The following is a 24,275-nucleotide window of genomic DNA, read 5'->3' as shown; positions in this document are numbered from 1 at the left end:
GCCCGGCCGCCGCGCCGTCTCGTCCTAGGGCCTGTTAACGCTAGAAGGAGCCTCGCACTGGCCGAGTCCGGGGCGGCAGACTAGGCGCGGACGACGCGGCGTGGTTAATCCACGTGAGGAGTCCGTAACGACGTATGCCGCCCCGGACTCGGCCAGCCCGTAGGGTGAGTACGCAAACCGGCGCCTGGCCGCGTTACGAATGCTCGCCGTGGCACCACCACGACTGCGCTTCGTGCCTTGCCATCCACCGGTTTGCGTACTCATGCGAGGCTCCTTCTAGCGTTAACAGGCCCTAGTAGCCCAGCAGGTTCTCCAGCGGCCCCTTGGGCAGCGGCACCAGGAACTTCATCTCGAATACCCAGAACAGGACCATCATGATGGCCACGGCCAGCGGCAGCCCCTTCCACAAGGGGTACTTGCCCACCCAGCGCATGAAGGCCGCGACGAAGAGCGCGGAGGCGACATAGATGCCCAGGAAGTGGATCAGGGCGACGTAGACGACCAGCGGCACCAGTACCACGCCCACCTGGCGCAGTTCGTCCAGGTGCACGAAGGCGCGCCGGTCGCGCTTGCGCAGGGCCTGTATCGCCACCGCGGCGGTCGCGATCAGGATGATGATGCCGATCCGCATCGGGAAATAGCCCGCCTGCGGCCCGTCGTCCGTCCAGCCCGCGCCGATGATGTAGTTGCTCCAGATCACCGTCGCCGCCAGCGCGGCAAGCAGGACGGCGACCGCCAGCTCCATGGCCATGTACGACACCACGGCGCGGCTCCCGGGCCGCTCTTGCTCTTGCTCCATGTTCGTGCTCCTTCCATGGCGCGCCGCGCGCGGCGCGCCGCTCCGGCACCGTCTAGAAGCCGGCGGACTTGATGATGTCCTTGTGCAGGGTTTCGTCCTTCTCCAGATACTGGGTCAGGGCGGGGCCGGTCAGCAGCTCGGGCTTCAGCGCCGATCGCTCCAGGTATTGCTTCCATTCCGGCGTCTCGCTGATTTTCTTGAAGACGTCGGCGTAGTAGGCGACCTGGTCGGCGCCGACCTTGCCCGGCAGCAGGAAGATGCGCAGCATCTCGTAGTGGACGTCCAGGCCCTTTTCCTTGCAGGTCGGGATGTCGGCCCAGCTCTGCGTCTCGGTCACCTTCTGCGTATAGGACAGCCGCTGTTCGGCGAAGACGCACAGCGCGCGGTGCTCGCCCGCGCGCCATTGCGCGACGGACTCCGCCGGGTTGTTGACGTTGGCATCGATATGGTTGCCCGACAGCTGCGTGGCCGCCTCGCCGCCGCCCTTGTAGGGCACGTAGATGAACCTGGCGCCGGTGGCGTGTTCCACCATGGCGGTAATCATCTGGTCCTCGCGCTTGGAACTGGTGCCGCCCATCTTCAGCTTGCCGGCCTTGGCCGCGGCGATGAACTGGTCCACCGTCTGGTACGGCGACTTGGCGTTGACCCACAGCACGAACTCGTCCACCGCCACCATCGCCACCGGCGAGAGGTCGCGCCAATTGAACGGCAGCTTGCTGATCAGCGGTACCGTGTACAAGGCCGACGAGGCCACCAGCAGCTTGTGCGGATCGCCGGTGGACGCCTTGGCGTCCATCAGGCCTTCGGCGCCGGACGCTCCGGCCTTGTTCACGACAACCAGGGGTTGCTTCATCAGGTTGTGCTTGGCGACGATGCCCTGGATGGTGCGGGCCATCTGGTCGGACGCGCCGCCGGCGCTGAACGGCACGATGATTTCCACCGGCTTGGTGGGCTCCCAGGCCCACGCCGCCGCCGGCATCAAGGCCGCCATCGCCAGGGCTATCGCGCTGCGCACTCTGCTTGACTGCATCATGGTCTCCTCCGTGGTGTGTGGCCGCGGACGTGGCGTCGCCTTCTGGGTGGCGGTCGCCCGGCGCGGCGTCAGGCCGCCTTGGCCCGGCGCTCCCGGGCCTTGTCCTGCAGGATGTCCATCGCCGCCTGTACGCCGCTGCCGGCCAGCGCGACGCCGGAAAGCTTCAAGCCCATCTCGCACCCCGCCAGGGTCGCCATCAGGGTCAGGTCGTTGCAATCGCCCAGGTGGCCGATGCGGAACATGCGGCCCTTGATCTTGCCCAGCCCGGTGCCGAGCGACATGTCGAAGCGCTCGTAGATCAACTGGCGCACCGCGTCGGCGTCCACGCCGTCGGGCATCATGACGCCGGTCAGCACCGGCGAATAGCGTTCGGGCTCCACGCACTGGATCTCCAGGCCCCAGGCCTGGACCGCCGCCCGGCAGGCATGCGCCAGCCGCTGGTGGCGCGCGAAGACCGCGTCCAGGCCCTCGGCCAGGATCATCTCCAGCGATTCGCGCAGGGCGTACAGCAGATTGGTGCTGGGGGTATAGGGCCAATAGCCCGTCTTGTTGCTTTCCAGGATCTCCGACCAGCGCCAGAAGCTGCGCGGCAGGCCGCCTTGCTCGCTGCGCGCGATGGCCTTGGGCGACACCGCGTTGAAACTGATGCCCGGGGGCAGCATCAGTCCCTTCTGCGAGCCCGATATCGAGACGTCCACGCCCCATTCGTCGTGGCGATAGTCGGCGCAGGCCAGGCCGGAAATCGTATCGACCATCAGCAGGGCGGGGTGGCCGGCGGCATCGATGGCGCGGCGCACGGCGGCGATGTCCGAGGTGACGCCGGTGGAGGTTTCGTTATGCACGACGCAGACGGCCTTGATCTGGTGGCCGGTATCCGCGCGCAGGCGATCCTCGATCATCCGCGGCTGCACACCGCGGCGCCAGCCTTCGGTGCCGGGCAGGCCCAGGAATTCCGTCTGCAGGCCCAGGCCGTCGGCCATCTTCTTCCACAGGCTGGCGAAATGGCCGGTCTCGAACATCAGGACGCGATCGCCGGGGCTCATGGTATTGGACAGCGCGGCTTCCCATGCGCCCGTGCCGGAAGCCGGGTAGATGATCACGGGATGCTGGGTCTTGAAGATTTTCTTGATGCCTTGCAGGACTTCCAGGCCCAGCGCGCCGAACTCCGGCCCGCGATGATCGATGGTGGGATAGCTCATGGCCCGCAGCAGGCGGTCCGGCACGGGGCTGGGACCGGGGATCTGCAGGAAATGGCGGCCGGCGGGGTGGAAGTCGAGTCGCAGCATGGGGCCTCGCTCCTGGCATCTTGAATTTTGAATGCAAAATACCATAGCAGCGGATCGCGGCCGTGGGAAGGGCGGGGAGGCGATTTCTTATAGTGGTTTACCCGCGCAAGGACGGCTGGCCCAAGCGCCGCCAGCGCGCGCGCGGCGCACGCCCGGCCGGACCGCGGTACCGCTTCAAACGCGAATTCCGGGGTATTCACGGCGTTTTTCCATCGCTTGGGCTCTACCGTGGATTACTAGAATGCGCTTGCCATTCCGCCGCGCCGTGCGGGATGCCGTGGGCGCGATGACCGCATGCGGCCGCCTGTACACACCGATCCAGGAAATGCCGCCATGCACCCCGGCCACGCCGCCATCCCGCAATGACCGTCCCGTTTCCCGGAGCCTCGTGATGGTGCGCGCCAGGACCGCACTTTCCCCGCGAGCCGCCATGGCCTGCGTCCTGCTGGCCATGATGCCCACTGCCGCGAGCGCCTCGCAATCGGAGATATTCCTGGATCCCGCGCCGGAAACCCAGGGCATGGCGCCGCCGCAGGCCTATCCATCGGTGCAAGGCCGTGTCCTGGGCTACGTGGAGAACGCCAACTTCTTCGGCGTGAAGGGACCCGGCGCCACAGGCCTGCCTTCTTCATGGCATACCGTGGATCCTTTCCTGCAGGGCGCGGCCGTCGCCCGCTTGTCGCCGCGCTGGACGCTGTCCGGCCTGGCCGAACTGCGCGCTTTCGGCAATGACCCGGGAGACCGGGCATTCGAGACCCTGGACGGACAGCTGCGCAACCTGTTCCTCAGCTACGACGCCGGCGCGGTGTCCTACTTCGCCGGCAAGTTCGAGGTCGGCCTGGGCGAAGCCTGGGAATCGATGGACGGCATATACAGCGGATTCTCGGGGGACTACGCCTATCCGGGGTCGCTGGGGGCAGGCGCCCGCTGGAGCCTGCGGCGGTCCGACTCGGCCAGCCATACGGTCACCGCCATCGTGTTCAAGCGCGACAACACGACGCTGGGGCAGACCTGGTTCAACAACTACCCGTCGCAGCCCGATAGCGCGGACGGCGGGCCCGCCAACACGCCCGGCCTGCAGTCCGGCGGCATCGCCTACGACATCGGCAACATTCCGGGCCTGGACGGCTTGCGCGCCGGCGCCACCGTCGCGCGCCTGGGCGCGGGGCAGGGTGACGCCCGCTCGCAGACAGCGCTGGAAGCGCACGTCAACTACGAAAGGCCGCTGGGCGACGGCATGGGCCTGCGGCTGTTCGCGGAAGCCGTCCACATGCGCGGCTTCCTGGGCCGAGAGGCGGCCGCAACGGATACGATCGCCGCGGCCAGCCTGTCGGCGGGCCGCTGGCTGTACACCATCGCCGCGGCCCAACGGAATCTGCAGGCGCTGAGCGGTTCCCTGTCCGCTCAGGGATTCAGCGACAGCCGCGATTGGGGCGTGTCGGGCACGGTGGCCTACCAGACGGACATCGGCGTGATCGTCCAGGCGGGACTGCTGCGTCAACAGGAGCAGGGCGTGACGTTCAACCAGGGCCTGCTGCGGTTCATCTTTCAAACCAGTCTGTAGCGGCCGCCGAGCCGGGGAGGTAGGAATGAAGCAAGGAATACTGCGCCAACGGGGATTGAAGCGTCTGCTGCCGTGGATGGCGGCGGCCTGCATCGCTACTTCCGCGCAGGCCTATAACCTGGATGTCGGCGGCGCGGCGTCGCGGCAGGCGGTGACGCCCCAGGATGTGGAGCGCATCCTGCCGCAATTCGAGGCCTATGCGCAGGACCTGCTGAAGCGCAGCGGCGTGCCGGGCATCGCGGTCGGCATCCTGGCGGGCGGCAAAACGGTGCTGGCGCGCGGCTGGGGCGTGGGCGACGTGCGCGAGGGCAAGCCGGTGACGGCGGACACGGTGTTCCCCCTGGCTTCCGTCTCCAAGGCCCTGGCGGGCGCCTCGGTCGCCGCGCTGGTCGGAGAGGGCAAACTGGATTGGGATGCCAAGGTCTCCTCGCTGGTGCCCGACATCCGGTTCCAGGATCCCTACGTCACCAGCGAGATGACGCTGCGGGACCTGCTCGCGCAGCGCACGGGCTACGCGCCGTTCTATGGAGAGGACCTGGATCTGGTCTTCGGCTACGGCCGCCAGGAAGTTTTCCGGCGCTTGCGCAACCTGCCGCCGGCCACGGCCTTTCGGACCCAATACGCGTATTCGAACTGGAACCTGACGCTGGCCGGCGAGGTCGCGGCGCAGTCGGCCGGCATGCATTGGGAGGACCTGGTGCGCCAGAAGATCATCCAGCCGCTGGGCATGCAGCGTACCGTGGCCTCGTACAAGGAATACATGGCCTTGCCCGACCGCGTGGCGCCCCACGTGGTGGAGGGCGGCCATGCGCGCGCCGAAACCCTGGCGTCGCGCGATGCGCAGGCGCCGGCCGGCGGCGTGTCGTCCACGGTCAACGACATGCTGCGCTGGCTCGCCTTCGAAATCGACGGCGGCAAGTTCGCGGACAAGCAGATCGTGGCGGAGAGCGCGCTGCGCGAAACGCAGGCGCCGCAGTCCATCGTCAGCGCGGGCTTTCCGCCCATCCACTACGGACTGGGCCTGGAGGTGCGCAACGACCATGGCCGCAAAGAGCTCGAGCACAATGGCGGCTTCGAGGAAGGCATCAATACGCGCATCGCCTTCCTGCCGGACGAACGGCTAGGCATCGTCATCCTGACCAATGCGCCGCCCATGGGCATCCCCGAAGCGCTGGAGTACAAGCTGCAAACCTTGCTGTTCAAGGACCGGCCCGATGTGGATACCTGGCCCGAACTCGCGGAGAAATGGCGGCAAGCCCTGCAGTCGTTGCTGGACCGGCCGGGCCGCCTGCACGGCCAGCCGCCCGCGGGCGCGCAAACCGCCCTGGACGCCAGGCGCTACGCCGGGCGCTACTCGCATCCGTATTACGGCGATATCGTCGTCTCGGCCAAAGGCGGCGCGCTGGAGATGCGGGCGGGCGCCGCGGCGCCTCGTCCCTTGCAGCACTGGCAGGGCGATACCTTCCGCGTTCCCGCGCTGGAGGACGCCGCCATGACCTTCGTCCTGGGTTCGGACGGCACCAGCCGGGCGCTGACGCTATCGTCGCTGGACGACGTGCCCGATGCGCTGTTCGTGCGTGGCGACGACAAGCCGTGATGCGGTCCCGGGGGCGGTCCCGGGGCGGTCCGCCGCGCCGGGTCCGAAGCCGCCGTGCAAAGAAATCCCTGTAGCGCGATCCATAGTTTCCATGCGGAATAGGGCTGTTCTTCGGGTCCGATCGGATTTGACATAGGTCAGTCGAATTGCCGCAGGGACTCCGTAGCATGTCTGGATGATGCAAAGAATCGCGGAGGGGCGCCTTCAGATAGCCCGTGGCGTCTCGTCCCGCACATTCACATATGCTTGAGGAGGTCCCCATGAACAACGGTTTCCGGATGCGCTTCGTCGCTGTGCCGTCCCTTATTACAGCCCTGTTTGTTGCTCCCGCTTTCAGCGAGGAGGCCGAGCATGATCACGATCATGGCGCCCCCACGCCCGAAACCGTTGCGCCGGACGCCGGGACGAAGACGCCGAAGTCTGTATCCGAGAGCAAAGACCCAAACAGCCAAGCGGCGGCCAACCAAGGGGGGATGATGATGGACAAGAAGTCGATGTGCGATATGCACCGGCAAATGATGAACGCGAAATCGCCCGCTGAACGTCAGGGAATCATCGATGAACGCATGCAGGGAATGCCATCGGACGCCAGGCAGACGCATTTACAAATGATGGACGAGCAATGTAAGTAGCCAGGCGATAGAGACGTCGCCCCCCCTGGGTGCCGTCGCTCCAGGTGACGCCGGCGCACAGGCGCTATTGGAGATAGCCATGGACGATATGCACCTTTCCCAGAGAGCCCACGTCCGGCGCGGCAGGTGGGTTTTGTACGGATTCCTGGCCGTTGCTGCCTTTTTCTTGTGGACCGAACACCGCGCCCATCTTCTCGGATTTCTTCCTTACCTGCTGGTTCTGGCCTGCCCGCTGATGCACCTGTTCCATCACGGGCATGGACAGCATCGACCGGATTCCCAGCCCGATGCCGGCCGCGGCACGGGACAATCGCCGAAACCGGGAGAACAGTGATGCATGACACTACTCCGGCCTATGGCCTCTGGTCCCTTGTCATTCTGAACTCGCTGGTGTTCGTCATCTTCGCCTTCAGCTTCACCAAGCCGAAGACGTCTCGCGACTGGCGCTCGTTCGGCGCATTTTCGGCCTTTATTGTCGCGCTGTTCACCGAGATGTATGGCTTCCCGTTGACGATCTACCTGCTGTTGCCCTGGCTCTCGAAACGCTTCCCGGGAGTCGACTTCCTGTCCCACGACGCTGGCCATCTGCTCGAAGTGGCGTTCGGCTGGAAGGTTAATCCACACTTCGGCCCCTTCCATATCGCTGGCATTGCCTTGATCGTTGCCGGTTTCTGGCTCCTGGCATCGGCATGGCGCGCGCTATACCAGGCCCAGACAGCGCACCGTCTGGCGACTACCGGCCCCTATGCGCGTATCAGACATCCGCAATACGTCGCGTTCATCCTTGTCATGCTCGGCTTCCTGCTGCAGTGGCCGACCATCGTCACGCTACTCATGTTCCCCGTATTGGTCGTCGTGTATGTACGGCTCGCGAAGTCCGAGGAACGCGACATGGAAGCAGACTTCGGCAGCGAGTATGTCCGGTATCGTGACCGGACGGCCGCTTTTATTCCGTCCTTTCATCGGGAGAGGAGGGCGCATGGATAGACGAGCAAATGGCCATCACCAGCATGGCGATGCGCAGATGAAACACCATCACCATGCTGGCGACTTGTCAGGGCAGGGGTATCCGGCCGGCGCTTCCGCGACGTCTTCGCCGGAATCCGGCACTGTCTATACATGCCCGATGCATCCGGAGGTCAGGCAAAACGAACCGGGGAATTGCCCGATTTGCGGCATGACGCTCGAGCCCGTCATGCCATCCCTCGACGACGAAGAGAATCCCGAACTGATCGATTTCCGGCGGCGCTTCTGGTGGACCTTGCCGTTGACCATCATCGTCACGGTCCTGGCGATGGCCGCCCACAAGATCTTTTACGAGGGATTGCCGTACCAGAGCTGGATAGAGCTCGCGCTGAGCACCCCGGTCGTACTGTGGTCGGGATGGCCGTTCTTTGTTCGCTGCGCCCGGTCCATTGCCCAGCGCAGCCCGAATATGTGGACGCTTATCGGGACGGGAACCGGGGCGGCGTACGGCTACAGTCTGATAGCGACCGTCGCGCCCGGATTATTTCCGGAGACGTTCGTCATGCATGGCCGCATTGGGGTCTATTACGAGGCCGCGGCAGTCATCATTTCCTTGACCCTGCTCGGGCAGATTCTGGAGCTGAAAGCACGATCGCGGACGTCGGCCGCCATCAAGTCCTTGCTCGGCCTGGCGCCCAAGACGGCCCGTCGCATTGATCCGAACGGGACCGAGGAAGACGTTCCCTTGACGCACGTGCACATTGGCGACACGCTTCGCGTGCGCCCCGGTGAGAAAGTCCCTGTGGATGGCATTGTCCTAGAGGGCGAAAGCGCGGTCGACGAGTCCATGCTTACCGGCGAGCCGGTGCCCGTCACCAAACGGCCGGGCGACAAGGTGGTTGCCGCCGCCATCAACACCAACGGCAGCCTGATTGTCAGGTCCGAAAAAGTGGGCTCCCAGACGATGCTGTCCCAAATCGTCCAGATGGTGGCGCATGCGCAGCGTTCGCGCGCCCCGATGCAGCGTCTCGCGGACGTCGTGGCCGGCTATTTCGTCATGATTGTTGTCGCCATCGCAGTGCTGACGCTGCTGGGCTGGGGATTCTTCGGCCCTGAGCCGAGCTGGGTCTATGGTTTCGTGAACGCGGTCTCGGTCCTTATCATCGCCTGTCCCTGCGCGCTTGGTCTGGCGACGCCAATGTCCATCATGGCGGCAACCGGGCGGGGCGCTACCCAAGGCATCCTGTTCCGTGATGCCGCCGCCATCGAGGAACTGCGCAAAGTCGACACCCTTATCGTCGATAAGACCGGGACGCTAACCGAGGGCAGACCGGCATTCGACAGGGTCGTACCGGCCGCCGGTATGTCGGAGCACGATGTCCTGCGCATCGCGGCCAGCATCGACCAGGGCAGCGAACATCCGCTCGCGCACGCCATCGTCGCCGAGGCACGCAAGCGATCGATTCCGCTGGATAAGCCGGAGACGTTCGAATCGTCCAGCGGCATCGGGGTTCGCGGCATTGTCGCCGGCAAACGGATCGCCTTTGGCAATACGGCGCTGATGGAGCAGGAACGGGTCGACTGGACGCCGCTCCAAAAGCACGCCGAGGTTCTCAGGGGCGAAGGCGCCAGCGTCATGTACCTGGCCGCGGACGGCAAGCTGCTCGGCCTGGTCGCGGTATCCGACCCGGTCAAGGCCACCACGCCGGAAGCACTCCACACCCTGAAAGCGGCCGGCATCACGGTCATCATGGCCACCGGCGACGGTGTGACGACGGCGAAATCGGTCGCGGCGCGGCTTGGCATTTCCCGGGTGTACGGAGAGGTAAAACCCAAAGACAAGCTCGATCTCGTCGAAACGCTGCAGAAAGAAGGCAAGACGGTCGGGATGGCGGGCGATGGCATCAATGACAGTCCCGCGTTGGCCAAGGCGAACGTGGGCATTGCCATGGGCACGGGTACCGACGTGGCCATCAATTCGGCGCACGTGACCCTGGTGAAAGGCGACCTGCGTGGAATTGCGCGGGCCCGCCGGCTGTCCCTGGCTACGGTGCGCAATATGCGGCAGAACCTGGCTTTTGCCTTTGTCTATAACGCACTGGGCATTCCGCTCGCGGCCGGGCTGCTATATCCGTTCACGGGGCAATTGCTGTCCCCGATGATCGCAGCCTTGGCGATGAGCCTGAGCTCCGTGTCGGTGATTACGAATGCATTGCGGCTGCGAGGCACAGCCTAGTGATGGCCCGTGTCTGATCCGCATAATGTATATTATGTAAAGTCAGATATCTTATTGCCGGAGGCTTCTCCACGTACACAGGCTTGGCCTCGGACCTGGCCTAGGACGCCAGTGATATCTTCGTGCTAAAGTTCAATAAAACATGAATTGATGTACAGGTGAATCGTGGAAGAAAACGACGCAGTGCTCGCATTGGCGGCGTTGGCGCACCCGCAACGCCTCAGGGCATTTCGTGCGCTTGTAGTGGCCGGTCCCGAAGGCCTTGCGCCCAGCGTTCTGGCAGAGCATCTGGGCGTGGCGCGCAATGCGCTCTCTTTCCACCTCAAGGAGCTGTCGCATGCCGGCCTGGTCCACAGCGAGCAGCAGGGTCGCTACCTGATCTATCGCGCCAACTACGACCGGATGAATGGCCTGCTCGGCTACTTGACCGAACATTGTTGCCAGGGGGGCGCCTGTGAAACCGGTCCGGCCGCCGCCTGCCGGGCGTGTTGAGCGAATCCGGTGTTCCGCGAGGCTGACAATGCGTCGAGCTCTCCGTCGAGTTGCCGCGCGTCGGCATCTCCATCCCCCAAACCCTTGATGCTGAGACACCCATGCAAGAGAAAATCTATAACGCCCTGTTTATCTGTACCGGCAATTCCGCGCGCTCCATTCTGGCAGAGGGATTGTTGAACGGCATGGCGCGGGGACGCTTTCGCGCGTACTCCGCGGGCAGCCAGCCGAAGGGCGAAGTGCATCCCTTGGCACTGGCCGCGCTCGAGAAGCTGGGCATGCCCTCGGCCGGCTATCGCAGCAAGAGCTGGGACGAGTTCACCTTGCCCGATGCACCGCCGTTGGATTTCATCTTCACGGTGTGCGACAACGCGGCCGGCGAAGTGTGCCCGATCTGGCCGGGCAAACCGATGTCGGCCCATTGGGGCGTACCCGATCCTGCCGCTGTAGAGGGCTCCGATGACGAAAAGCGCAAGGCCTTCCAGGACGCCGCGCGGGTGCTCAAGCGCCGCATCGAGCTGTTCCTTTCCCTGCCGATGGACCGACTGGATGCGATGTCGCTGCACAGGGAACTGCACGGCATCGGCAAGGCATGAAGCGAGCCATGTCCGCCCGCGCGCGGCTCCCCTTCCCCATCCAGCACCCTCTAAGCGCGCCCGGACAAGTCCGCCGGCATTGGGCGGGCGGCATCGGCGCCACATCGCGGCCAGCTCGGCGCCATGATCGCGGCCTCAGGTGAAAGTTCCAATGGTCAAGCTCGACGATCTACCAAACGTACAGACGGACTGCTTTGACGACGGCATTGCGCGGCGGCTGGATGCACCCCGGTCCGTACATCCGCCGCGCATCCTGTTGCTCTATGGGTCGCTGCGCGAACGGTCGTTTAGCCGCTTTGCCGCCGAAGAAGCGTCCCGGCTGCTACGTGCGATGGGCGCGCAAACGCGTTTATTCAGCCCCGCCGGGCTTCCCCTGGTGGACAGCGAGCCGGAAAGCCACCCGAAGGTCGCGGAGCTGCGCGAGGCCGTGCAATGGGCCGAGGGCATGGTGTGGTGTTCGCCGGAACGGCACGGCGCCATGACGGGCCTCATGAAGACGCAGATCGACTGGATCCCGCTGTCGCTGGGTTCGGTGCGGCCCACGCAAGGCAAGACGCTCGCCGTCATGCAGGTCAGCGGCGGCTCGCAGTCCTTCAATGCCGTGAACCAGATGCGCGTGCTGGGCCGCTGGATGCGGATGATCGCCATCCCCAACCAGTCGTCGGTGGCCAAGGCCTGGCAGGAATTCGATGAACACGGGCGCATGCGGCCGTCGGCCTACTACGACCGCATCGTCGATGTCATGGAAGAGCTCGTGAAGTTCACGCTGCTTACTCGCGATGTCGCGCCCTATCTGGTGGACCGCTATAGCGAACGCCGGGAAAGCGCAGAGCAAACATCCAGGCGCGTCAATCAAGGAAGCATCTGATGCGTCTGTCTCGGCGTCGCGATGTGGTGCTGGCTCTGGGGACGACGCAAACACTCGCGTGGGCATCTTCATACTATCTGCCGGCGATGCTGGCCGCGCCAATGGCCCGCGACCTCGGCGTGGGTACGCCCACGATCTTTGCGGCCTTTTCCTTCGCCCTGCTGATTTCCGCCCTGCTCGGGCCCTATGCCGGCCGTGCCATTGACCGTTGGGGCGGCAGGCCGGTTCTCGTAGCCACCAACCTGCTGTTCGCGGCGGGACTGGCCTGGCTGAGCCAATCGCATGATCTTTGGAGTCTGTTCGCTGCCTGGGCGGTACTGGGTATCGGGATGGGGAGCGGCCTGTATGAGGCCGCCTTCGCCTCGCTGGTACGCCTGTACGGCCGTGACTCGCGCGGCGCGATTTCCGGCATTACGCTCATCGCCGGGTTTGCCAGTACGGTGGGTTGGCCCGTCTCGACCTTCCTGGAGCTGCACTTCGGCTGGCGCGGCGCCTGCCTCGGGTGGGCGGCGCTGCATCTTATCCTGGGACTGCCCTTGAACTGGCTGCTCGCATCGCCTCCGTCCGCGGTGGGCGTCGGCTCGCCGTCGGGCGCGAGGCATACGCAGGACATGCAGCCCACGCCGTCCGGATCGCTGCGCGCATCGGTCCTTCTGGCCGTGGTTTTTGCCGTCACCTGGTTCATCAGCACGGCCATGGCCGCCCATCTGCCCCGCCTGCTGATGGCCGCCGGCGCGACCTTCGCCGCCGCCGTCGCGGCGGGGGCTCTGGTCGGGCCGGCCCAGGTGGGCGCGCGGCTGTTGGAATTCGGGCTGCTGCGGCGTGTGCATCCTTTACTGTCCGCCCGCCTGGCCGCCATCGCGCACCCCGTGGGCGCCGTTGCGCTTTTGGCGTTGGGCGCGCCGGCCGCCTCGGCTTTCGTGATCCTGCACGGCGCGGGCAACGGCATCTTGACGATCGCCAAGGGGACCTTGCCGCTGGCCCTGTTCGGCCCACAAGGTTATGGCGCCAGGCAAGGCATCCTGATGGTCCCCGCCCGGATCGCGCAGGCGCTGGCGCCGTGGCTGTTCGGGCTGGCCCTGGATCATTGGGGTGTCGGCGCCCTGTGGGTCTCCGCCGCTTTGGGATTGGTCTCTTCAGCAGCCCTCGTCATGCTTCGGAAGCACATGAACTCGCCAGTCGCCAGGCCAAGCACCGTGTCCCCGTAGCCGGCGTTGCGTCAGATTCCAAGCCAATGTCAAAACTAGAACAAACGGATCAGCGATGTTGCATGCCACTAGTAAGCCGGCTAGCCTGTTACATGCAACAGGCGGACCATCATGCCGGGAAGCAACGTTAACGCCCGTGTGAATAAGCACCGTGCGGCTTTGCGCATGGCAGGGCTGCGGCCGGTGCAAATCTGGGTACCCGATACGCGCCGGCCGAATTTCGCCGAGGAATGCCGTCGCCAATCCGTCTTGGCAAGCCGTGACGATTCAAGGGACGACGATATGCAGCGGCTGATGGACCAGGCCGTGTCCGAGGTAGACGGCTGGGATGCCTGATGCGAGGTGATCTGGTAACCGTCGCTGTCCAAGGGGATTTTGGAAAGCTTCGTCCCGCGTTGGTGATCCAGTCGGACCTGCTCAGCGAACATGGCAGTGTGACGGTCCTTCCGGTAACCAGCAGTCTGGTCGAAGCGCCGCTGCTGCGAGTAATGGCGAAACCTAGCCTGCAGAACCGCCTGCGGCAACCTTCCCAAATTATGGTGGACAAAGCCGTCACCGTAAGGCGTGACAAGCTCGGCGCGGCTTTCGGTCGTATCGAGCCGGAAACCCTCGTCGAGGTCGAACGGTGCCTGGCGGTCTTTCTTGGAATCGCCAAGTAGCACCCACCGGGACGCCGTATTCCGGCTCGGGCCCCTCGGTCATTTCTTCTTTGCTTGATCGCGATGCCACTTGATCGCGAAGAACATGCCCGTGCCGAACACGAGAACCTTGAACGTGATGAAAACGATAGGAACCCAATCCATTATTTCGAGTGCTTCCAGGCTTTGATTTCCCGCTTTTTTAACACGTCTGCCCGGCGCGTCCGCGCGGTCAGACCCAATGTGTCGACGAGCGCGTCGCCACGACCAGCGGATCATGCATCAATATCGTCGCGAACTGATGAGCCAGGTCGGACTGGCTCGACGACCGCTTCATGACCAGGTGCAGTTCCCGGAATGCCCAGCGATCCAGCAGGTTGACCGCGCCCACCCGCCCGTCGCGCAGCGCCGATTCGGCCACGCTCATCGGTACCAGCGCAACACCCACGCCCGCCGCCACCAGGTCCATCATCGCCGCGAAGTCATGGGCGTACACGCGGGCTTTCACGGGTTTGCCTATTTCCTGGGCGCGCTGGAACAGGAATTGGGTATTGCTGCTGGCGGTGTCGCGACAGACGAAATCGTTGTCCAGAATGTCCTTGAGGCTGGCGCGAGAGCGCTGGACCAGGGGATGGGCCGGCGGCGTGGCGCAGATCAGCCTGTCTATCGCGTATAGCTCGCACGTCAGGTCGGCGTCTTCCACCCGGCCGGCGAACACACCGATATCGGCTTCGCCATCGCGGATACAACCCGGAATCGCCTCGCTGCCCAGTTCCTGGATTTCGACATCGACCCGCGAATTCGCCGCCAGGAATCGGGCAACGCTGGGAACGATAAAGCCCTGCAGGGCGCTGCTGTTGGCCAGCAGCTTTACCTGGCCATGCAAGTCCGTGGCATACGTGCTGAGCTCCTCATGCATGGCGTTCAAATCGCCGAGCAGCGTATCCACGTGCTTTTCCATGGCGTCGCCGGCCGGCGTCAAGGTCATTCCCCGCGGGCTGCGCACGAACAGCGGACAACCCGCCGTGTACTCCAGGTTCTTCAGGCGGTAGCTGGCCAGCGAGGCCGTCATGTTCAGCGCCGCCGCGCCCGCCGCCAGGTTGCGGGCCTGGGCCACGGCCTTGAACAGGCGCAAATCCTTCAAGTCATACGCGTAAGGCATGGATGGTCTCCAGTCGCGGTACGGCGCCATGAGCAGGCGGTCCGGGCTCCCGGATCCGTAGCCGGCTTGGCGACGTCCCCGGGGATGCAAACATGCGGCTATCCCGAACTGTATTGCACCATCCACGCCTTTTGCACGCAGCGTATGCCACGGCGGGTGTCCGCCATATGGGCGATACGCGCGCCCCGGCGTCCCCGCGCGGTGTCCGCCAGGGCGATGGCGGCAATGCCACGTCCTTGCGGACCACCCGCTTCCGTGGGTCCAAGCGCTACCGCAGCAAGCTGCGAATTCCAATGGCGCCCAGGTACTTGCCGCCCCCGGGCAGATCCAGCAGCGCGCGCAACAAGGTCGTATGGCGCCCGCTCGCCAGCGCAAGGCACTTTCGGGCGATGTCGGCGCTATCGAGAGGCTTTGCCTGGCTTCCCAGCGGCGACAGGCATTGGGCCTGCCCCGACCGTCCATCGCCCAGCGTGACGGTGACCCGTGCCGCGCGATGATGCGGCGGCGGCAGCGCAGGCCGCAGCGGGCGTAGCCGGATCGCTTCGCGCAAGCGCGCCACCCGGGCGTCCCGCAGGAATGCGGCACCCAGTGCATCGGCGTCCGTGCGGCCATGCAACCACGCCACCGCGAGCAGATGCGGGATGGAAAACCGTGCCGCGAGGCTGGTGCGGACGTCGCGCTGGGCCATGCCGACGGCAAAGGCGTGCACTTCGGCGTCGATGCGCACCCCGGCATCGAAAACCTCGCAACCTTGCGCGAGCAGGTCTTCGCGGATCCGCAGCAATGCCTCCAGCGCGGCGTGGCTTTGGCCGGCGCACGGCAGCACCTTGAAGTAGTTCAGGCGTACGGCCCAGGCGCCGCCCAGGTCGTCCGTGCAGGCCGCGGCATCCGTCTGTACGCCCAGCATTTCGCCCAGGCGGGCCAGGGCCTGCGCGGGCGCTGGCAAGCCGCCGTCCGCCCGCGCCGTGCAGGCAAAGGCCTGCTCCACCCCCTTCCCCACCCATAGATTGGCGGCCAGGCCGCCATCGGCCACGATGGCGAACGGCCGGGGCGCAGCAAAGGAAGCCGCATGCAGCAAGGCCTGGTGCAACGTATCGCCGTCCAGGGCCCGCAGCAAGCCGAGTGTCGCGGTTGCGCCCAGCGTGCTCCACAGGGAATGCGGGTGGACGGGTGCCGCGCCGAATGTCCAGGCCGCGGCCAGGCGGCAGGTCATCTCATAGCCCAGTGCGACCGCATGCAGGAACTGTCCCAGGCCCAGGTCCGCCGCCTCGCATTCCGCCAGCGCCGCCGGCACGCAATAAATGCCGGCATGGCACATCAGGCGATGATGCCCTTCATCCAGCTGCAACCAATTGGCGGCGACCGCGTTGTGGCGGGCGGCGATGCCCGGGGATGCGCGCGCCTGGCCCTTCCCCAGCACGGTGCATGCGCCCGTGAAGATATCGGGATCGGAATCGCGGGTCCACGCGCACAGTTCCGCATCCTGGGCCGCGCCCAGCGCGCAAGCGATCGTGTCGGCGGCAACCGCCCCGATACGGGCCAGCACGTCCGCCGGAACGGCATCCGGCGCCGCGGCGGCGGCCCATTGGCACAGGTGCCGTAGCGCGAGGTCATCCATGGGAAGGACGGCCCCAGTCCGGCGCGATGGCCCTGCCCCAGCCGGGTTCTCCCACCACGCGCCGGTTCCGCATGACCGCCCTGCCGCGCACGATGGTATGCACGGGCCGCGCCGTCACCAGCCGCCCGTGCCAGGGCGAGATGCGGTTGAGCGAATGCAGTGTCGCCTGGTCGATCCGATAGGCGCCGTCCATATCGACGATCGCGAAGTCGGCATCGGCCCCCACGCCGATATGTCCTTTCCGGGGATAAAGTCCCCAGGCCAGCGCCGGGGCCAGCGCGCTCCAGCGCGCATATTCCGGCAAGCTCATCCGGCCTCGCTGCGATTCGGTCAGCATGACAGGCATCTGCGTTTCCAGGCCGATCATGCCGCGGCAGCATTTCCAGATGTCCGGATTGCGCTTCTCTTCTTCGGTATGGGGCGCGTGGTCGGTGGCAATCATGCCTATGGTGCCGTCCAGCAAGGCCGCCCATAGCGCGTCCGCATGCGCGCCGCCTCGTATGGGCGGATTGACCCGGACCATGCCGGCCAGGCTGTCGATCTCCGGCATGCCGAACAACAGGTATTGCGGACAGGTCTCGGCCGTCATGTCCAGCCCCTGCCCCAGCGCCTGACGAATGGCCTGCACACCGCCGGCCGAGCTCACATGGGCAATATGCACGCGGGCGCATGCCGCGCGCGCCAGGGCGCTCACCCGCCCGATTGCTTCGACCTCGCAGATCTCGGGCCGGGATTCCTCGTGCGCGCGCGGGTCCGTGCGGCCGGCCTCCATGAGCCGGCGCCGGCGGTGCTGCATGATGGCGGCGTTCTCCGCGTGGACGGAGCAACGCACGCCCAGCCGGCCGAGGCGTTCCAGGCCTTCATGGATGACGCCGTCGTCGGGGGATTCCAGGTCCCCCGTGTTCTCCGTCATGAAGCACTTGAAGCCGCCGATGCCGTCCTCGGCCAATGCTTCCAGATGCGGCAGGCTGCTGCTGTCCAGGACGCCATACAGGCCCCAGTCGACCAGCGACAAGGCCCCTGCCCGTTCGCGCTTGCACGCCAGGGCCCGCGGACTGGCGGTGGGGGGATCCGTATTGGGCATGTCCATCACCGTCGTCACGCCTCCGGCCGCGGCGGCGCTGGATCCCGTCCGCCAGTTTTCCTTGTAGGTAGAGCCGGGGTCGCGGAAGTGCACATGGCAGTCGATGGCGCCGGGCAGCACATGCAGTCCGGCCGCGTCGATGACTTCGCGCGCGCCGGGCAGCCCGGTCAAGGCGCCGAGCGCCACGATACGTCCCGCTTCGACGGCGATATCGGCTTGCACGACAGCGTCGCCGATGACGGCGTGGCCGCCCGCGATGATCAGGTCCATCATGGCGCACCCTTTCGGTATGAACGTGGATTTACTTTCAACATGGCCTGTTCTATAAGCATCGGAGCCGATCCTGTCGCATCCGGTGAGATCGCCGCGACCCGGGACCGGCAAGGGGACGTTGCGCAGCATGGATACGAAGTTGTTGGAAATCGGCATGCGCCTGCGCGCATACCGGATCGGTGCCGGACTCAGCGCGGATGCGCTGGGAGAGCGCCTGAACGTTTCGCGCGCATCCGTCTACCGCATGGAGGCACAGGGCATAGGCCGGCTGGATGTGCTGCTGCGCGTCGCGCGGCTGCTGGACGTACCGCTGGAAACCCTGCTTGGCGTCGGCGTCGAATACGTTGCGTCGGCGCTGGCGTACTTCGAGCGGCTCAGGCAGATCGAAGCGCGCGCGGAGCACATTTTCGTGGCTTTCGGTCCCATCGTTTACCTGCTCACGTCCGATGGCTACGACACCCTGCTGCGCCAGGCCCTGGCCACCCGCGCCGCGGCGACGAAGCGTCCGGCACGCGCCCGGATCGACATCGACGCCCTTATGTCGATACTGAAACTGCGCAAGGCGCAATACCTGCAACGCCGCCCCGCCATCACCAACGTGCTGTCGTTGCCGGAACTCGTGCAGTTCAGCGAACAGGGCCTGGAGGACGAGGGCGCCAGCGCGCCCGTGCGCGTCGCGCATCGAAAAATGGTGCTTCATGAGCTGGAACGCGTGGCGCAATTGCTGGAGTCTCCGCCCATGGGCATCCAGGTGGGGATACTTTTCGACAGGCTGCCCACGACCAGTTTCTCCGTCATTCGCCAGGCGGATGCCACGTTTTCCCTGACAAGTCCGTTTCGCATCGGGCCGCAGCTCAATGTGTGGCGTGGCGTCGGTACGATCTCCCAGGATGCGGAGGCCTTGCGCCTGCATCGCGAGCTTGCCACCGGGTTGTGGTCGGAGGTCGTGACCGGCCAGCGGGCCGCGGATTTCGTCCGCCGCCGCCTGCTGGCCCGCGCCTGACCCGCCCGCCGTCTCTATTTCGCGTTGGCCTGCAGGAGTTCCGGCGATAGCGGCTGCTGCAGCCATTTGCGCGATATCGCGTTCAGGCTGCCGTCCGCCTTGATACCGGACAGGAAGGCATTCATCTTGTCCAGCAGGCGCTTCTCTCCCTTGGGCACCGCCGCATGCACCGGCGAATTGAGCAGGATCAGTTTTTCCTCGAAGGCCGGCGAGCCTTTCTGCCGTAACGCCACGGCGATGACGTTGCCTATGGCCATGGTGCTGGCCTGGCCGCTGAAGAACGCGGCGATGGTGCTCGCGTTGTCGTCGTAGCGCGAGAGCCTGGCGTCCTTGGCCTGTTCGGTCAGCAGGCGTTCTTCGATGGCGCCCTTGGTCACCGCCACGGTAACCCCTTTCAGGTCGGCCGGGCCATGGATGGCGGGACTGCCGGGCTTACCGTAGATGCCGATGTAATACGGGGCATAGGGCTGGGTGAAGTCCACCGCCTTGGCGCGCTCTTCACTGCGGCCGATATTCAACATGATGTCGGCCTTGCCGGTCTGCAGGGTGGCGACCCGGTTGGGAGCCGTCACCGGAACGAATTCCACCCGGACGTGCCAGGCCTGCGCGAGCAGGGCCGACATGTCGATGTCGTAGCCGCGCGGCTGCATCTGCTGGTCCACGCTGCCGAATGGCGGATAGTCGGTCATGATGCCGACCCGCACGACGCCGCGCGCCGTGATGTCGTCGAGCAGGTCGGCCTTTGCCGGGAGCGCCAAGGCGCACAGGCTGGCCAACAGCGCCGCCGCAAAAGAAGAAGCGGAGAGACCCATGGATTTTCCCCAAAAAATAGTTATGGGGCCTTGATCTCACACGCTTGCCCCTGCCAGGCATTCTCGCGGCATAGGGCGCGTTGCGCCAGATCAGATTTCGCGGATCGTCTCAGAAAACGAGACACGGCCCGGCGCCACGGCGTCATGCGGCTCGCGCGCCGGCGCCGGAGGCATGACGCCAGGCCGCGCCCTTGCCTAGTTCGCCGTGATGTTGCGCGTCTTGACCAGATCGCCCCAGCGCTGGCGCTCCTGCTCCTCGAAGCGTGCCAGTTCCCTGCCCGTGGCGTTGCCCGGCACGGCGCCCAGGGCCTTGAACTGTTCGCGGACCGCATCCGTGCGCAGTGCCTGCTGCGCGGCGGTGATGAGCTTGTCCCGTACGTTGCCGGGAATGCCCGCGGGCGCGTAGAGCGCGAACCACGCCGTCACGTCCATCTTGCCTATGCCGCTTTCCGTCACCGTCGGCACGTCGGGCAGCGAGGGCGAGCGCTCGGCGCTCGTGACGGCAAGCGCGCGCACGCGTGTGCCGTCCTTGAGCTGCCCCAGGGTGCTGGGCAGGTTGTCCAGCAGCACATCGATCTGCCCGCCGATCAGGGCGGGCATGGAGGCCGCGACGCCGCGGAACGGCACGTGCAGCATCTCTATTCCGGCGATGTGTTCCAGGTAGGCGCCCGTCAGATGCACCGACGACCCGATGCCGGGCGAGCCATAGGTCATCGGCTTGCCCTTGCTGCCCTTGGCGTACGCGACCAGGTCCTGCATGGACTTCAGTTGGGAATCGGCGCGCACCACGATCACGTTGGGCGTGGTCAGTACCAGGGCCAGCGGGGTGAAGTCTTTCTCCGCGTCGTAAGGCATGTCCTTGTAAATGAACTCGTTGATCGTCTGGGTGCCGATGGTGCCCATTCCTATCGTGTAGCCGTCCGGCTGCGCCCGCTTGACCATCCCCATGCCGATATTGCCGCCCGCGCCGGCCCGGTTGTCCACCACCAGCGGCTGCCCCAGGAACGGCGCCATCGCCTGGGCGACGGTTCGCGCGGCGATGTCCGTCGTTCCCCCAGCCGGGTAAGGCACGATGAGCGTAACGGGCCTTTCCGGGTAATCGGCGGCATGGGCCGTCCCCGCCACGAAAGTCGCGATTGCGCAAGCAGCTGCCAACAGAGTGAACCGCATGGTTTGATCTCCTTATTGGAATGGGCGTGGCCGCGATGATCCCGACTTCGGCCACGGCCTAGCTTAACCGCTGCGCGCCCGCCACGCGTCCCCTGGTCCACCGGATATCGAATGCGCCTGCCGGTGCACCGTCCTCATCCGCGCGAGAGCCGTTCCCGTGTCAGGGCCGCGACATCCTTCAGCCAGGGCTGCCGCCGCCAATGCGCCGTGGCGAAGTCGCGCACCTGGTCCTGGTAGGTCAGCGACAGGCCTATGTTGTCCAGCCCTTCCAGGAACATCTTCCGGTGGCGCGGCACCATGTCGAAACGCGCGTCCAGGCCGCGGCTCCGGATGGTCTGGGCCATGACATCGATCTTTACCGCGTTGCGCGCGGGATCGCTGGCATCTTCCGCCAGCCTGGCCATGGCGTCCGGCGGCAAGGTGATCAGCAGCAGCCGGTTGTTCATCGCATTGGAAAAGAAGATCTCCGCGAAGCTGGGAGCGACGATAGCCTTGATGCCGTACTGCAATAGCCCCCAGACGGCGTGCTCGCGGCTGGATCCGCAGCCGAAATTCGAGCCGCCCACCAGTACCGACACCTTGGCATACTCGGGGCGATTAAGGACGAAATCCGGATAAGACCGGCCGGCTGGATCGAAGCGCAGGTCGTATAGCAAGCCTTCTTTCAAGCCCGATTTATCGATGCCCCGCAGGAACTGCTTGGGCATGATCTGGTCCGTGTCCAGATTCTCGATGGGCAAGGACGCCGCGCGCCCTTCGATGCAGTGGAAGTCGGTCATTGCGCCCTCTCCAGCCGACGGATATCGGTAATGCACCCGGTCGTCGCCGCCGCGGCCGCCATGGCGGGACTCATCAGGTGGGTGATGGCGCCGCGCCCTTGCCGGCCTTCGAAATTGCGGTTGGTGGTCGACGCGCAGCGCACGCCGTCGCCCAGCACGTCGTCGTTCATCGCCAGGCACATCGAACAGCCGGCGTTGCGCCATTCGAAGCCGGCGTCGATGAATACCCTGTCCAGCCCCTCGGCTTCCGCGGCCCGCTTCACCGTCCCGGATCCCGGCACGACCATGGCCCGCACGCCGGGCGCGACATGGCGGCCGCGCACCACGTCGGCCGCGGCGCGCAAGTCCTCGATACGGCCGTTGGTGCAGGAGCCGATGAACACATGCTGGATGGGCGTGCCCTCGATGGCCGTGCCGGCCGCCAGCCTGGCGTATTCCATCGCGCGCGCGCCGCTGCTGCGCGCGGCGCCCTCTTCCAGCTGGTCCAGGCGGGGCACGTGCTGGTCCACGGCGATCACCTGGTCGGGACTGGTGCCCCAGGTCACCTGGGGGGCGATCATGGACGCATCGAACACGTGGACGGCATCGAAGACGGCGCCTTCGTCCGATCGCAGGTCCCGCCAGGCTTGCAGCGCGGCGGCGCGGTGCGGCCCGGCCAGGTCGGGCGCACGGCGCAATACATAGTCGACGGCCTTGTCGTCGGGCGCGATCAAGGCGCCCCGCGCGCCGGCTTCCACGATCATGTTGCACAGCGTGAAGCGCGCTTCGATGGAAAGCGCATCGATGGCGCTGCCGCTGTATTCCAGCACATAGCCCAGCGCGCCGCGGGCCCCGATGCGGCCGATGATGGCCAGCACCAGGTCCTTGGCCGTCACGCCACGGGCCAGTTGGCCGTCCACGCGGATATGCATGGTCCGGGCGACGCGGTACACCAGCGTCTGCGTCGCGAGTACGTGCTCCACCTCGGTCGTGCCGATGCCGAAACCCAGCGCGCCCAGGGCGCCGTAGGTGGTCGTATGGCTGTCGCCGCAGATCACCACCATGCCGGGTCGGATCATCCCGTGCTCGGGCGCCACCACGTGTTCTATGCCCTGCAGCGGATCGTTGGTATCGAACAGCGGGATGCCGAAGGTGTCGCAGTTCTTCTTCAGGTAGCGGGCCTGCAGCGCCGACGGCGGGTCGGCGATGACGCGTATCTTGCCGGGATGGGTGGGAATGATGTGGCTGACCACGGCGACATTCTGGCCGGGCATGGGGACGCCCCGCCCTTCCTCGTACAGGCCGGCGAACGCCTGCGGACTGGTGTACTCGTTCATCAGGTGCAGGTCGCAGAACAGCAGGATGTTCTGTTCGTCCAGCGACGCGACGGTATGCGAGTCGATGAGTTTGCGATAGAGCGTACGTGGGGGCATTTTTCGTCGCCTCATTGCATGGTGATGCCGCTTTCCTTCACAAGCTTCTTCCACTGCGGCAATTCGCGCTCCAGGCGTGCCCGTGCATCGGCGGGCGACGACGGCATGGCCTCGAAGCCTTCCCGCGTCATGCGGTCCGCCGTCGCGGCCGACGCAAGAACCTGGTTCAACGTGCGATTCAGCGTATCGATGACCGGCTGCGGCGTGTTGGCGGGCGCGAACACGATGAACCAGGTTTCGAAGCTGTAGTTGGGAAGGCCCGCCTCCGCGATGGTCGGCACATCCGGCATCAGCGGCGAACGCTTCGGCCCGGTGACGCCCAGCGCGCGGATCTTGCCGGCCTGCACCTGGCCCCGCGCGGCGGACAGCACGGGGAAGCACAGCTGGACCTGGCCGCTGATGGTGTCGATCAGCGCCGGACCGCCGCCCCGGTAGGGAATATGCGCGATATCGACACCGGCGACGGCCTTGAACAGTTCCGCCGCCATGTGGAAGGTGCTGCCCGGGCCGGCCGAGCCGTAGCTCAGCTTGCCCGGCTCCTTCTTCGCCAGCGCGATCAGTTCCCGCACGCTTCTGGCCGGCACCTCGTTATTGACCACCAGCACGTGCTGCGAAGAGGCCACCATGCCGATGGGCGCCAGGTCCTTCAGCGTGTCGTACGGCATGTGGGCGAACAGCGCGGGATTGATCGCCAGCGATACCGTCTGCAGGCCTATGGTGTAGCCGTCCGGCGCGGATTTCGCCACGGCATCGACGCCCACGTTGCCGCCGGCCCCACCGCGGTTCTCGATGACGACCGGCTTTCCCAGCGCCTTGGCCCACTCGTCGCCGATCATGCGGGCGACGATGTCGGCGCTGCCGCCGGGGGCGTAGGGCACGATCAGCTTGACCGGGCGCTCCGGATACTGCGCCTGGGCGGCTGTGCCGATCGCGGACATGGCAAGGACGGCCAAAAGCATGCGACGCAACATGGATGTCTCCTCTTATGGTGGTTGTGGGAACATCTTAATGGTGAATTGCGCTGCGATAATGTCCGTCGGTTCAGTT

General features: G+C 65.7%; 24 protein-coding genes. 13 read left to right on the top strand and 11 right to left on the bottom strand.

The window, feature by feature from the left end:
- Positions 1 to 292: 292 nt before the first annotated feature.
- The 3 genes from BAU06_RS13295 to BAU06_RS13285 form a co-directional block, all read right to left on the bottom strand.
- Entirely contained in the window at positions 293 to 799 is a 507-nt protein-coding gene (locus BAU06_RS13295) for a tripartite tricarboxylate transporter TctB family protein (RefSeq protein WP_066349794.1), read from the bottom strand.
- 52 nt (positions 800 to 851) lie between these two features.
- Positions 852 to 1,829: a Bug family tripartite tricarboxylate transporter substrate binding protein gene (locus tag BAU06_RS13290; RefSeq protein ID WP_066349793.1), complete on the bottom strand. Its 978-nt coding sequence runs from the start codon at positions 1,827 to 1,829 to the stop codon at positions 852 to 854.
- A gap of 71 nt (positions 1,830 to 1,900) precedes the next feature.
- Complete coding sequence (locus BAU06_RS13285; RefSeq protein WP_066349792.1) at positions 1,901 to 3,118, bottom strand: pyridoxal-phosphate-dependent aminotransferase family protein; 1,218 nt, start codon at positions 3,116 to 3,118, stop codon at positions 1,901 to 1,903.
- A 241-nt stretch (positions 3,119 to 3,359) separates the two neighbouring features.
- On the opposite strand from BAU06_RS13285, the gene BAU06_RS13280 reads away from it, so the two are divergent.
- The 12 genes from BAU06_RS13280 (at position 3,360) to BAU06_RS13225 (ending at position 13,936) form a co-directional block, all read left to right on the top strand.
- Entirely contained in the window at positions 3,360 to 4,682 is a 1,323-nt protein-coding gene (locus BAU06_RS13280) for a hypothetical protein (protein WP_066349791.1), read from the top strand.
- Between the two features lie 25 nt (positions 4,683 to 4,707).
- On the top strand, positions 4,708 to 6,279 hold the full coding sequence (locus BAU06_RS13275; RefSeq protein WP_082993673.1) for a serine hydrolase: 1,572 nt from the start codon (positions 4,708 to 4,710) through the stop codon (positions 6,277 to 6,279).
- Positions 6,280 to 6,539: 260 nt separating this feature from the next.
- Positions 6,540 to 6,911, top strand: coding sequence for a hypothetical protein (locus tag BAU06_RS13270; protein ID WP_156770225.1), 372 nt, complete (start codon positions 6,540 to 6,542; stop codon positions 6,909 to 6,911).
- Between the two features lie 88 nt (positions 6,912 to 6,999).
- Complete coding sequence (locus BAU06_RS26190) at positions 7,000 to 7,245, top strand: DUF2933 domain-containing protein (protein WP_231934098.1); 246 nt, start codon at positions 7,000 to 7,002, stop codon at positions 7,243 to 7,245.
- Positions 7,245 to 7,898, top strand: a complete 654-nt coding sequence (locus BAU06_RS13260; protein ID WP_066349787.1) for a methyltransferase family protein — start codon at positions 7,245 to 7,247, stop codon at positions 7,896 to 7,898. Before BAU06_RS26190 ends, BAU06_RS13260 begins: the two co-directional genes overlap by 1 nt.
- Complete coding sequence (locus BAU06_RS13255) at positions 7,891 to 10,113, top strand: copper-transporting P-type ATPase (RefSeq protein ID WP_415834864.1); 2,223 nt, start codon at positions 7,891 to 7,893, stop codon at positions 10,111 to 10,113. The genes BAU06_RS13260 and BAU06_RS13255 overlap by 8 nt, the downstream gene beginning before the upstream one ends.
- A gap of 165 nt (positions 10,114 to 10,278) precedes the next feature.
- On the top strand, positions 10,279 to 10,605 hold the full coding sequence (locus BAU06_RS26185) for an ArsR/SmtB family transcription factor (protein WP_082988199.1): 327 nt from the start codon (positions 10,279 to 10,281) through the stop codon (positions 10,603 to 10,605).
- Positions 10,606 to 10,706: 101 nt separating this feature from the next.
- Positions 10,707 to 11,201: an arsenate reductase ArsC gene (locus BAU06_RS13245; protein WP_066349784.1), complete on the top strand. Its 495-nt coding sequence runs from the start codon at positions 10,707 to 10,709 to the stop codon at positions 11,199 to 11,201.
- 151 nt (positions 11,202 to 11,352) lie between these two features.
- On the top strand, positions 11,353 to 12,069 hold the full coding sequence (gene arsH / locus BAU06_RS13240) for an arsenical resistance protein ArsH (RefSeq protein ID WP_066349783.1): 717 nt from the start codon (positions 11,353 to 11,355) through the stop codon (positions 12,067 to 12,069).
- The gene (locus BAU06_RS13235; RefSeq protein WP_066349782.1) at positions 12,069 to 13,277 is read left to right on the top strand and encodes an MFS transporter; all 1,209 of its coding nucleotides are present in this window, start codon (positions 12,069 to 12,071) and stop codon (positions 13,275 to 13,277) included. Before arsH ends, BAU06_RS13235 begins: the two co-directional genes overlap by 1 nt.
- 111 nt (positions 13,278 to 13,388) lie before the next feature.
- On the top strand, positions 13,389 to 13,613 hold the full coding sequence (locus tag BAU06_RS13230; RefSeq protein ID WP_066349781.1) for an antitoxin MazE family protein: 225 nt from the start codon (positions 13,389 to 13,391) through the stop codon (positions 13,611 to 13,613).
- Complete coding sequence (locus tag BAU06_RS13225; RefSeq protein WP_066349780.1) at positions 13,613 to 13,936, top strand: type II toxin-antitoxin system PemK/MazF family toxin; 324 nt, start codon at positions 13,613 to 13,615, stop codon at positions 13,934 to 13,936. Before BAU06_RS13230 ends, BAU06_RS13225 begins: the two co-directional genes overlap by 1 nt.
- Before the next feature lie 211 nt (positions 13,937 to 14,147).
- Here BAU06_RS13225 and BAU06_RS26180 read toward each other — a convergent pair whose 3' ends face one another.
- The 3 genes from BAU06_RS26180 to allB all read right to left on the bottom strand — a co-directional run bounded on the left by BAU06_RS26180 (position 14,148) and on the right by allB (position 18,052).
- The gene (locus BAU06_RS26180; protein ID WP_066349778.1) at positions 14,148 to 15,077 is read right to left on the bottom strand and encodes a LysR family transcriptional regulator; all 930 of its coding nucleotides are present in this window, start codon (positions 15,075 to 15,077) and stop codon (positions 14,148 to 14,150) included.
- Between the two features lie 268 nt (positions 15,078 to 15,345).
- On the bottom strand, positions 15,346 to 16,695 hold the full coding sequence (locus BAU06_RS13210; RefSeq protein WP_066349777.1) for an MmgE/PrpD family protein: 1,350 nt from the start codon (positions 16,693 to 16,695) through the stop codon (positions 15,346 to 15,348).
- Positions 16,688 to 18,052, bottom strand: coding sequence for an allantoinase AllB (gene allB / locus BAU06_RS13205; RefSeq protein WP_066349776.1), 1,365 nt, complete (start codon positions 18,050 to 18,052; stop codon positions 16,688 to 16,690). Before allB ends, BAU06_RS13210 begins: the two co-directional genes overlap by 8 nt.
- A 127-nt stretch (positions 18,053 to 18,179) precedes the next feature.
- Here allB and BAU06_RS13200 point away from each other — a divergent pair, with 127 nt between their 5' ends.
- On the top strand, positions 18,180 to 19,055 hold the full coding sequence (locus tag BAU06_RS13200) for a helix-turn-helix domain-containing protein (RefSeq protein ID WP_066359021.1): 876 nt from the start codon (positions 18,180 to 18,182) through the stop codon (positions 19,053 to 19,055).
- Positions 19,056 to 19,069: 14 nt separating this feature from the next.
- Here BAU06_RS13200 and BAU06_RS13195 read toward each other — a convergent pair whose 3' ends face one another.
- From BAU06_RS13195 to BAU06_RS13175, 5 genes are all read right to left on the bottom strand, one after another.
- Entirely contained in the window at positions 19,070 to 19,867 is a 798-nt protein-coding gene (locus BAU06_RS13195) for a transporter substrate-binding domain-containing protein (RefSeq protein ID WP_066349775.1), read from the bottom strand.
- A gap of 195 nt (positions 19,868 to 20,062) precedes the next feature.
- A complete protein-coding gene (locus tag BAU06_RS13190; RefSeq protein ID WP_066349774.1) occupies positions 20,063 to 21,037 on the bottom strand; it encodes a Bug family tripartite tricarboxylate transporter substrate binding protein in 975 nt (324 codons plus the stop codon).
- Positions 21,038 to 21,171: 134 nt separating this feature from the next.
- Positions 21,172 to 21,816, bottom strand: coding sequence for a 3-isopropylmalate dehydratase small subunit (gene leuD, locus BAU06_RS13185; RefSeq protein ID WP_066349773.1), 645 nt, complete (start codon positions 21,814 to 21,816; stop codon positions 21,172 to 21,174).
- On the bottom strand, positions 21,813 to 23,228 hold the full coding sequence (leuC, locus tag BAU06_RS13180) for a 3-isopropylmalate dehydratase large subunit (protein ID WP_066349772.1): 1,416 nt from the start codon (positions 23,226 to 23,228) through the stop codon (positions 21,813 to 21,815). The genes leuD and leuC overlap by 4 nt, the downstream gene beginning before the upstream one ends.
- An 11-nt stretch (positions 23,229 to 23,239) precedes the next feature.
- Positions 23,240 to 24,199, bottom strand: coding sequence for a tripartite tricarboxylate transporter substrate binding protein (locus BAU06_RS13175; protein ID WP_066349771.1), 960 nt, complete (start codon positions 24,197 to 24,199; stop codon positions 23,240 to 23,242).
- Positions 24,200 to 24,275: the final 76 nt, after the last annotated feature.

The organism is Bordetella bronchialis, from assembly GCF_001676705.1.
Lineage (GTDB): Bacteria > Pseudomonadota > Gammaproteobacteria > Burkholderiales > Burkholderiaceae_B > Bordetella_C > Bordetella_C bronchialis.
Note: the sequence above shows the minus strand (reverse complement) of the source record. Positions and strands in the feature narration are given on the sequence as shown.

What these genes read in the sequence shown, in the direction of transcription:
- BAU06_RS13295 (WP_066349794.1), bottom strand. Translation starts at nt 799, where the DNA reads ATGGAGCAAGAGCAAGAGCGGCCCGGGAGCCGCGCCGTGGTGTCGTAC.
- BAU06_RS13290 (WP_066349793.1), bottom strand. Translation starts at nt 1,829, where the DNA reads ATGCAGTCAAGCAGAGTGCGCAGCGCGATAGCCCTGGCGATGGCGGCC.
- BAU06_RS13285 (WP_066349792.1), bottom strand. Translation starts at nt 3,118, where the DNA reads ATGCTGCGACTCGACTTCCACCCCGCCGGCCGCCATTTCCTGCAGATC.
- BAU06_RS13280 (WP_066349791.1), top strand. Translation starts at nt 3,360, where the DNA reads ATGCGCTTGCCATTCCGCCGCGCCGTGCGGGATGCCGTGGGCGCGATG.
- BAU06_RS13275 (WP_082993673.1), top strand. Translation starts at nt 4,708, where the DNA reads ATGAAGCAAGGAATACTGCGCCAACGGGGATTGAAGCGTCTGCTGCCG.
- BAU06_RS13270 (WP_156770225.1), top strand. Translation starts at nt 6,540, where the DNA reads ATGAACAACGGTTTCCGGATGCGCTTCGTCGCTGTGCCGTCCCTTATT.
- BAU06_RS26190 (WP_231934098.1), top strand. Translation starts at nt 7,000, where the DNA reads ATGCACCTTTCCCAGAGAGCCCACGTCCGGCGCGGCAGGTGGGTTTTG.
- BAU06_RS13260 (WP_066349787.1), top strand. Translation starts at nt 7,245, where the DNA reads ATGCATGACACTACTCCGGCCTATGGCCTCTGGTCCCTTGTCATTCTG.
- BAU06_RS13255 (WP_415834864.1), top strand. Translation starts at nt 7,891, where the DNA reads ATGGATAGACGAGCAAATGGCCATCACCAGCATGGCGATGCGCAGATG.
- BAU06_RS13245 (WP_066349784.1), top strand. Translation starts at nt 10,707, where the DNA reads ATGCAAGAGAAAATCTATAACGCCCTGTTTATCTGTACCGGCAATTCC.
- arsH (WP_066349783.1), top strand. Translation starts at nt 11,353, where the DNA reads ATGGTCAAGCTCGACGATCTACCAAACGTACAGACGGACTGCTTTGAC.
- BAU06_RS13235 (WP_066349782.1), top strand. Translation starts at nt 12,069, where the DNA reads ATGCGTCTGTCTCGGCGTCGCGATGTGGTGCTGGCTCTGGGGACGACG.
- BAU06_RS13230 (WP_066349781.1), top strand. Translation starts at nt 13,389, where the DNA reads ATGCCGGGAAGCAACGTTAACGCCCGTGTGAATAAGCACCGTGCGGCT.
- BAU06_RS13225 (WP_066349780.1), top strand. Translation starts at nt 13,613, where the DNA reads ATGCGAGGTGATCTGGTAACCGTCGCTGTCCAAGGGGATTTTGGAAAG.
- BAU06_RS26180 (WP_066349778.1), bottom strand. Translation starts at nt 15,077, where the DNA reads ATGCCTTACGCGTATGACTTGAAGGATTTGCGCCTGTTCAAGGCCGTG.
- BAU06_RS13210 (WP_066349777.1), bottom strand. Translation starts at nt 16,695, where the DNA reads ATGGATGACCTCGCGCTACGGCACCTGTGCCAATGGGCCGCCGCCGCG.
- allB (WP_066349776.1), bottom strand. Translation starts at nt 18,052, where the DNA reads ATGATGGACCTGATCATCGCGGGCGGCCACGCCGTCATCGGCGACGCT.
- BAU06_RS13200 (WP_066359021.1), top strand. Translation starts at nt 18,180, where the DNA reads ATGGATACGAAGTTGTTGGAAATCGGCATGCGCCTGCGCGCATACCGG.
- BAU06_RS13195 (WP_066349775.1), bottom strand. Translation starts at nt 19,867, where the DNA reads ATGGGTCTCTCCGCTTCTTCTTTTGCGGCGGCGCTGTTGGCCAGCCTG.
- BAU06_RS13190 (WP_066349774.1), bottom strand. Translation starts at nt 21,037, where the DNA reads ATGCGGTTCACTCTGTTGGCAGCTGCTTGCGCAATCGCGACTTTCGTG.
- leuD (WP_066349773.1), bottom strand. Translation starts at nt 21,816, where the DNA reads ATGACCGACTTCCACTGCATCGAAGGGCGCGCGGCGTCCTTGCCCATC.
- leuC (WP_066349772.1), bottom strand. Translation starts at nt 23,228, where the DNA reads ATGCCCCCACGTACGCTCTATCGCAAACTCATCGACTCGCATACCGTC.
- BAU06_RS13175 (WP_066349771.1), bottom strand. Translation starts at nt 24,199, where the DNA reads ATGTTGCGTCGCATGCTTTTGGCCGTCCTTGCCATGTCCGCGATCGGC.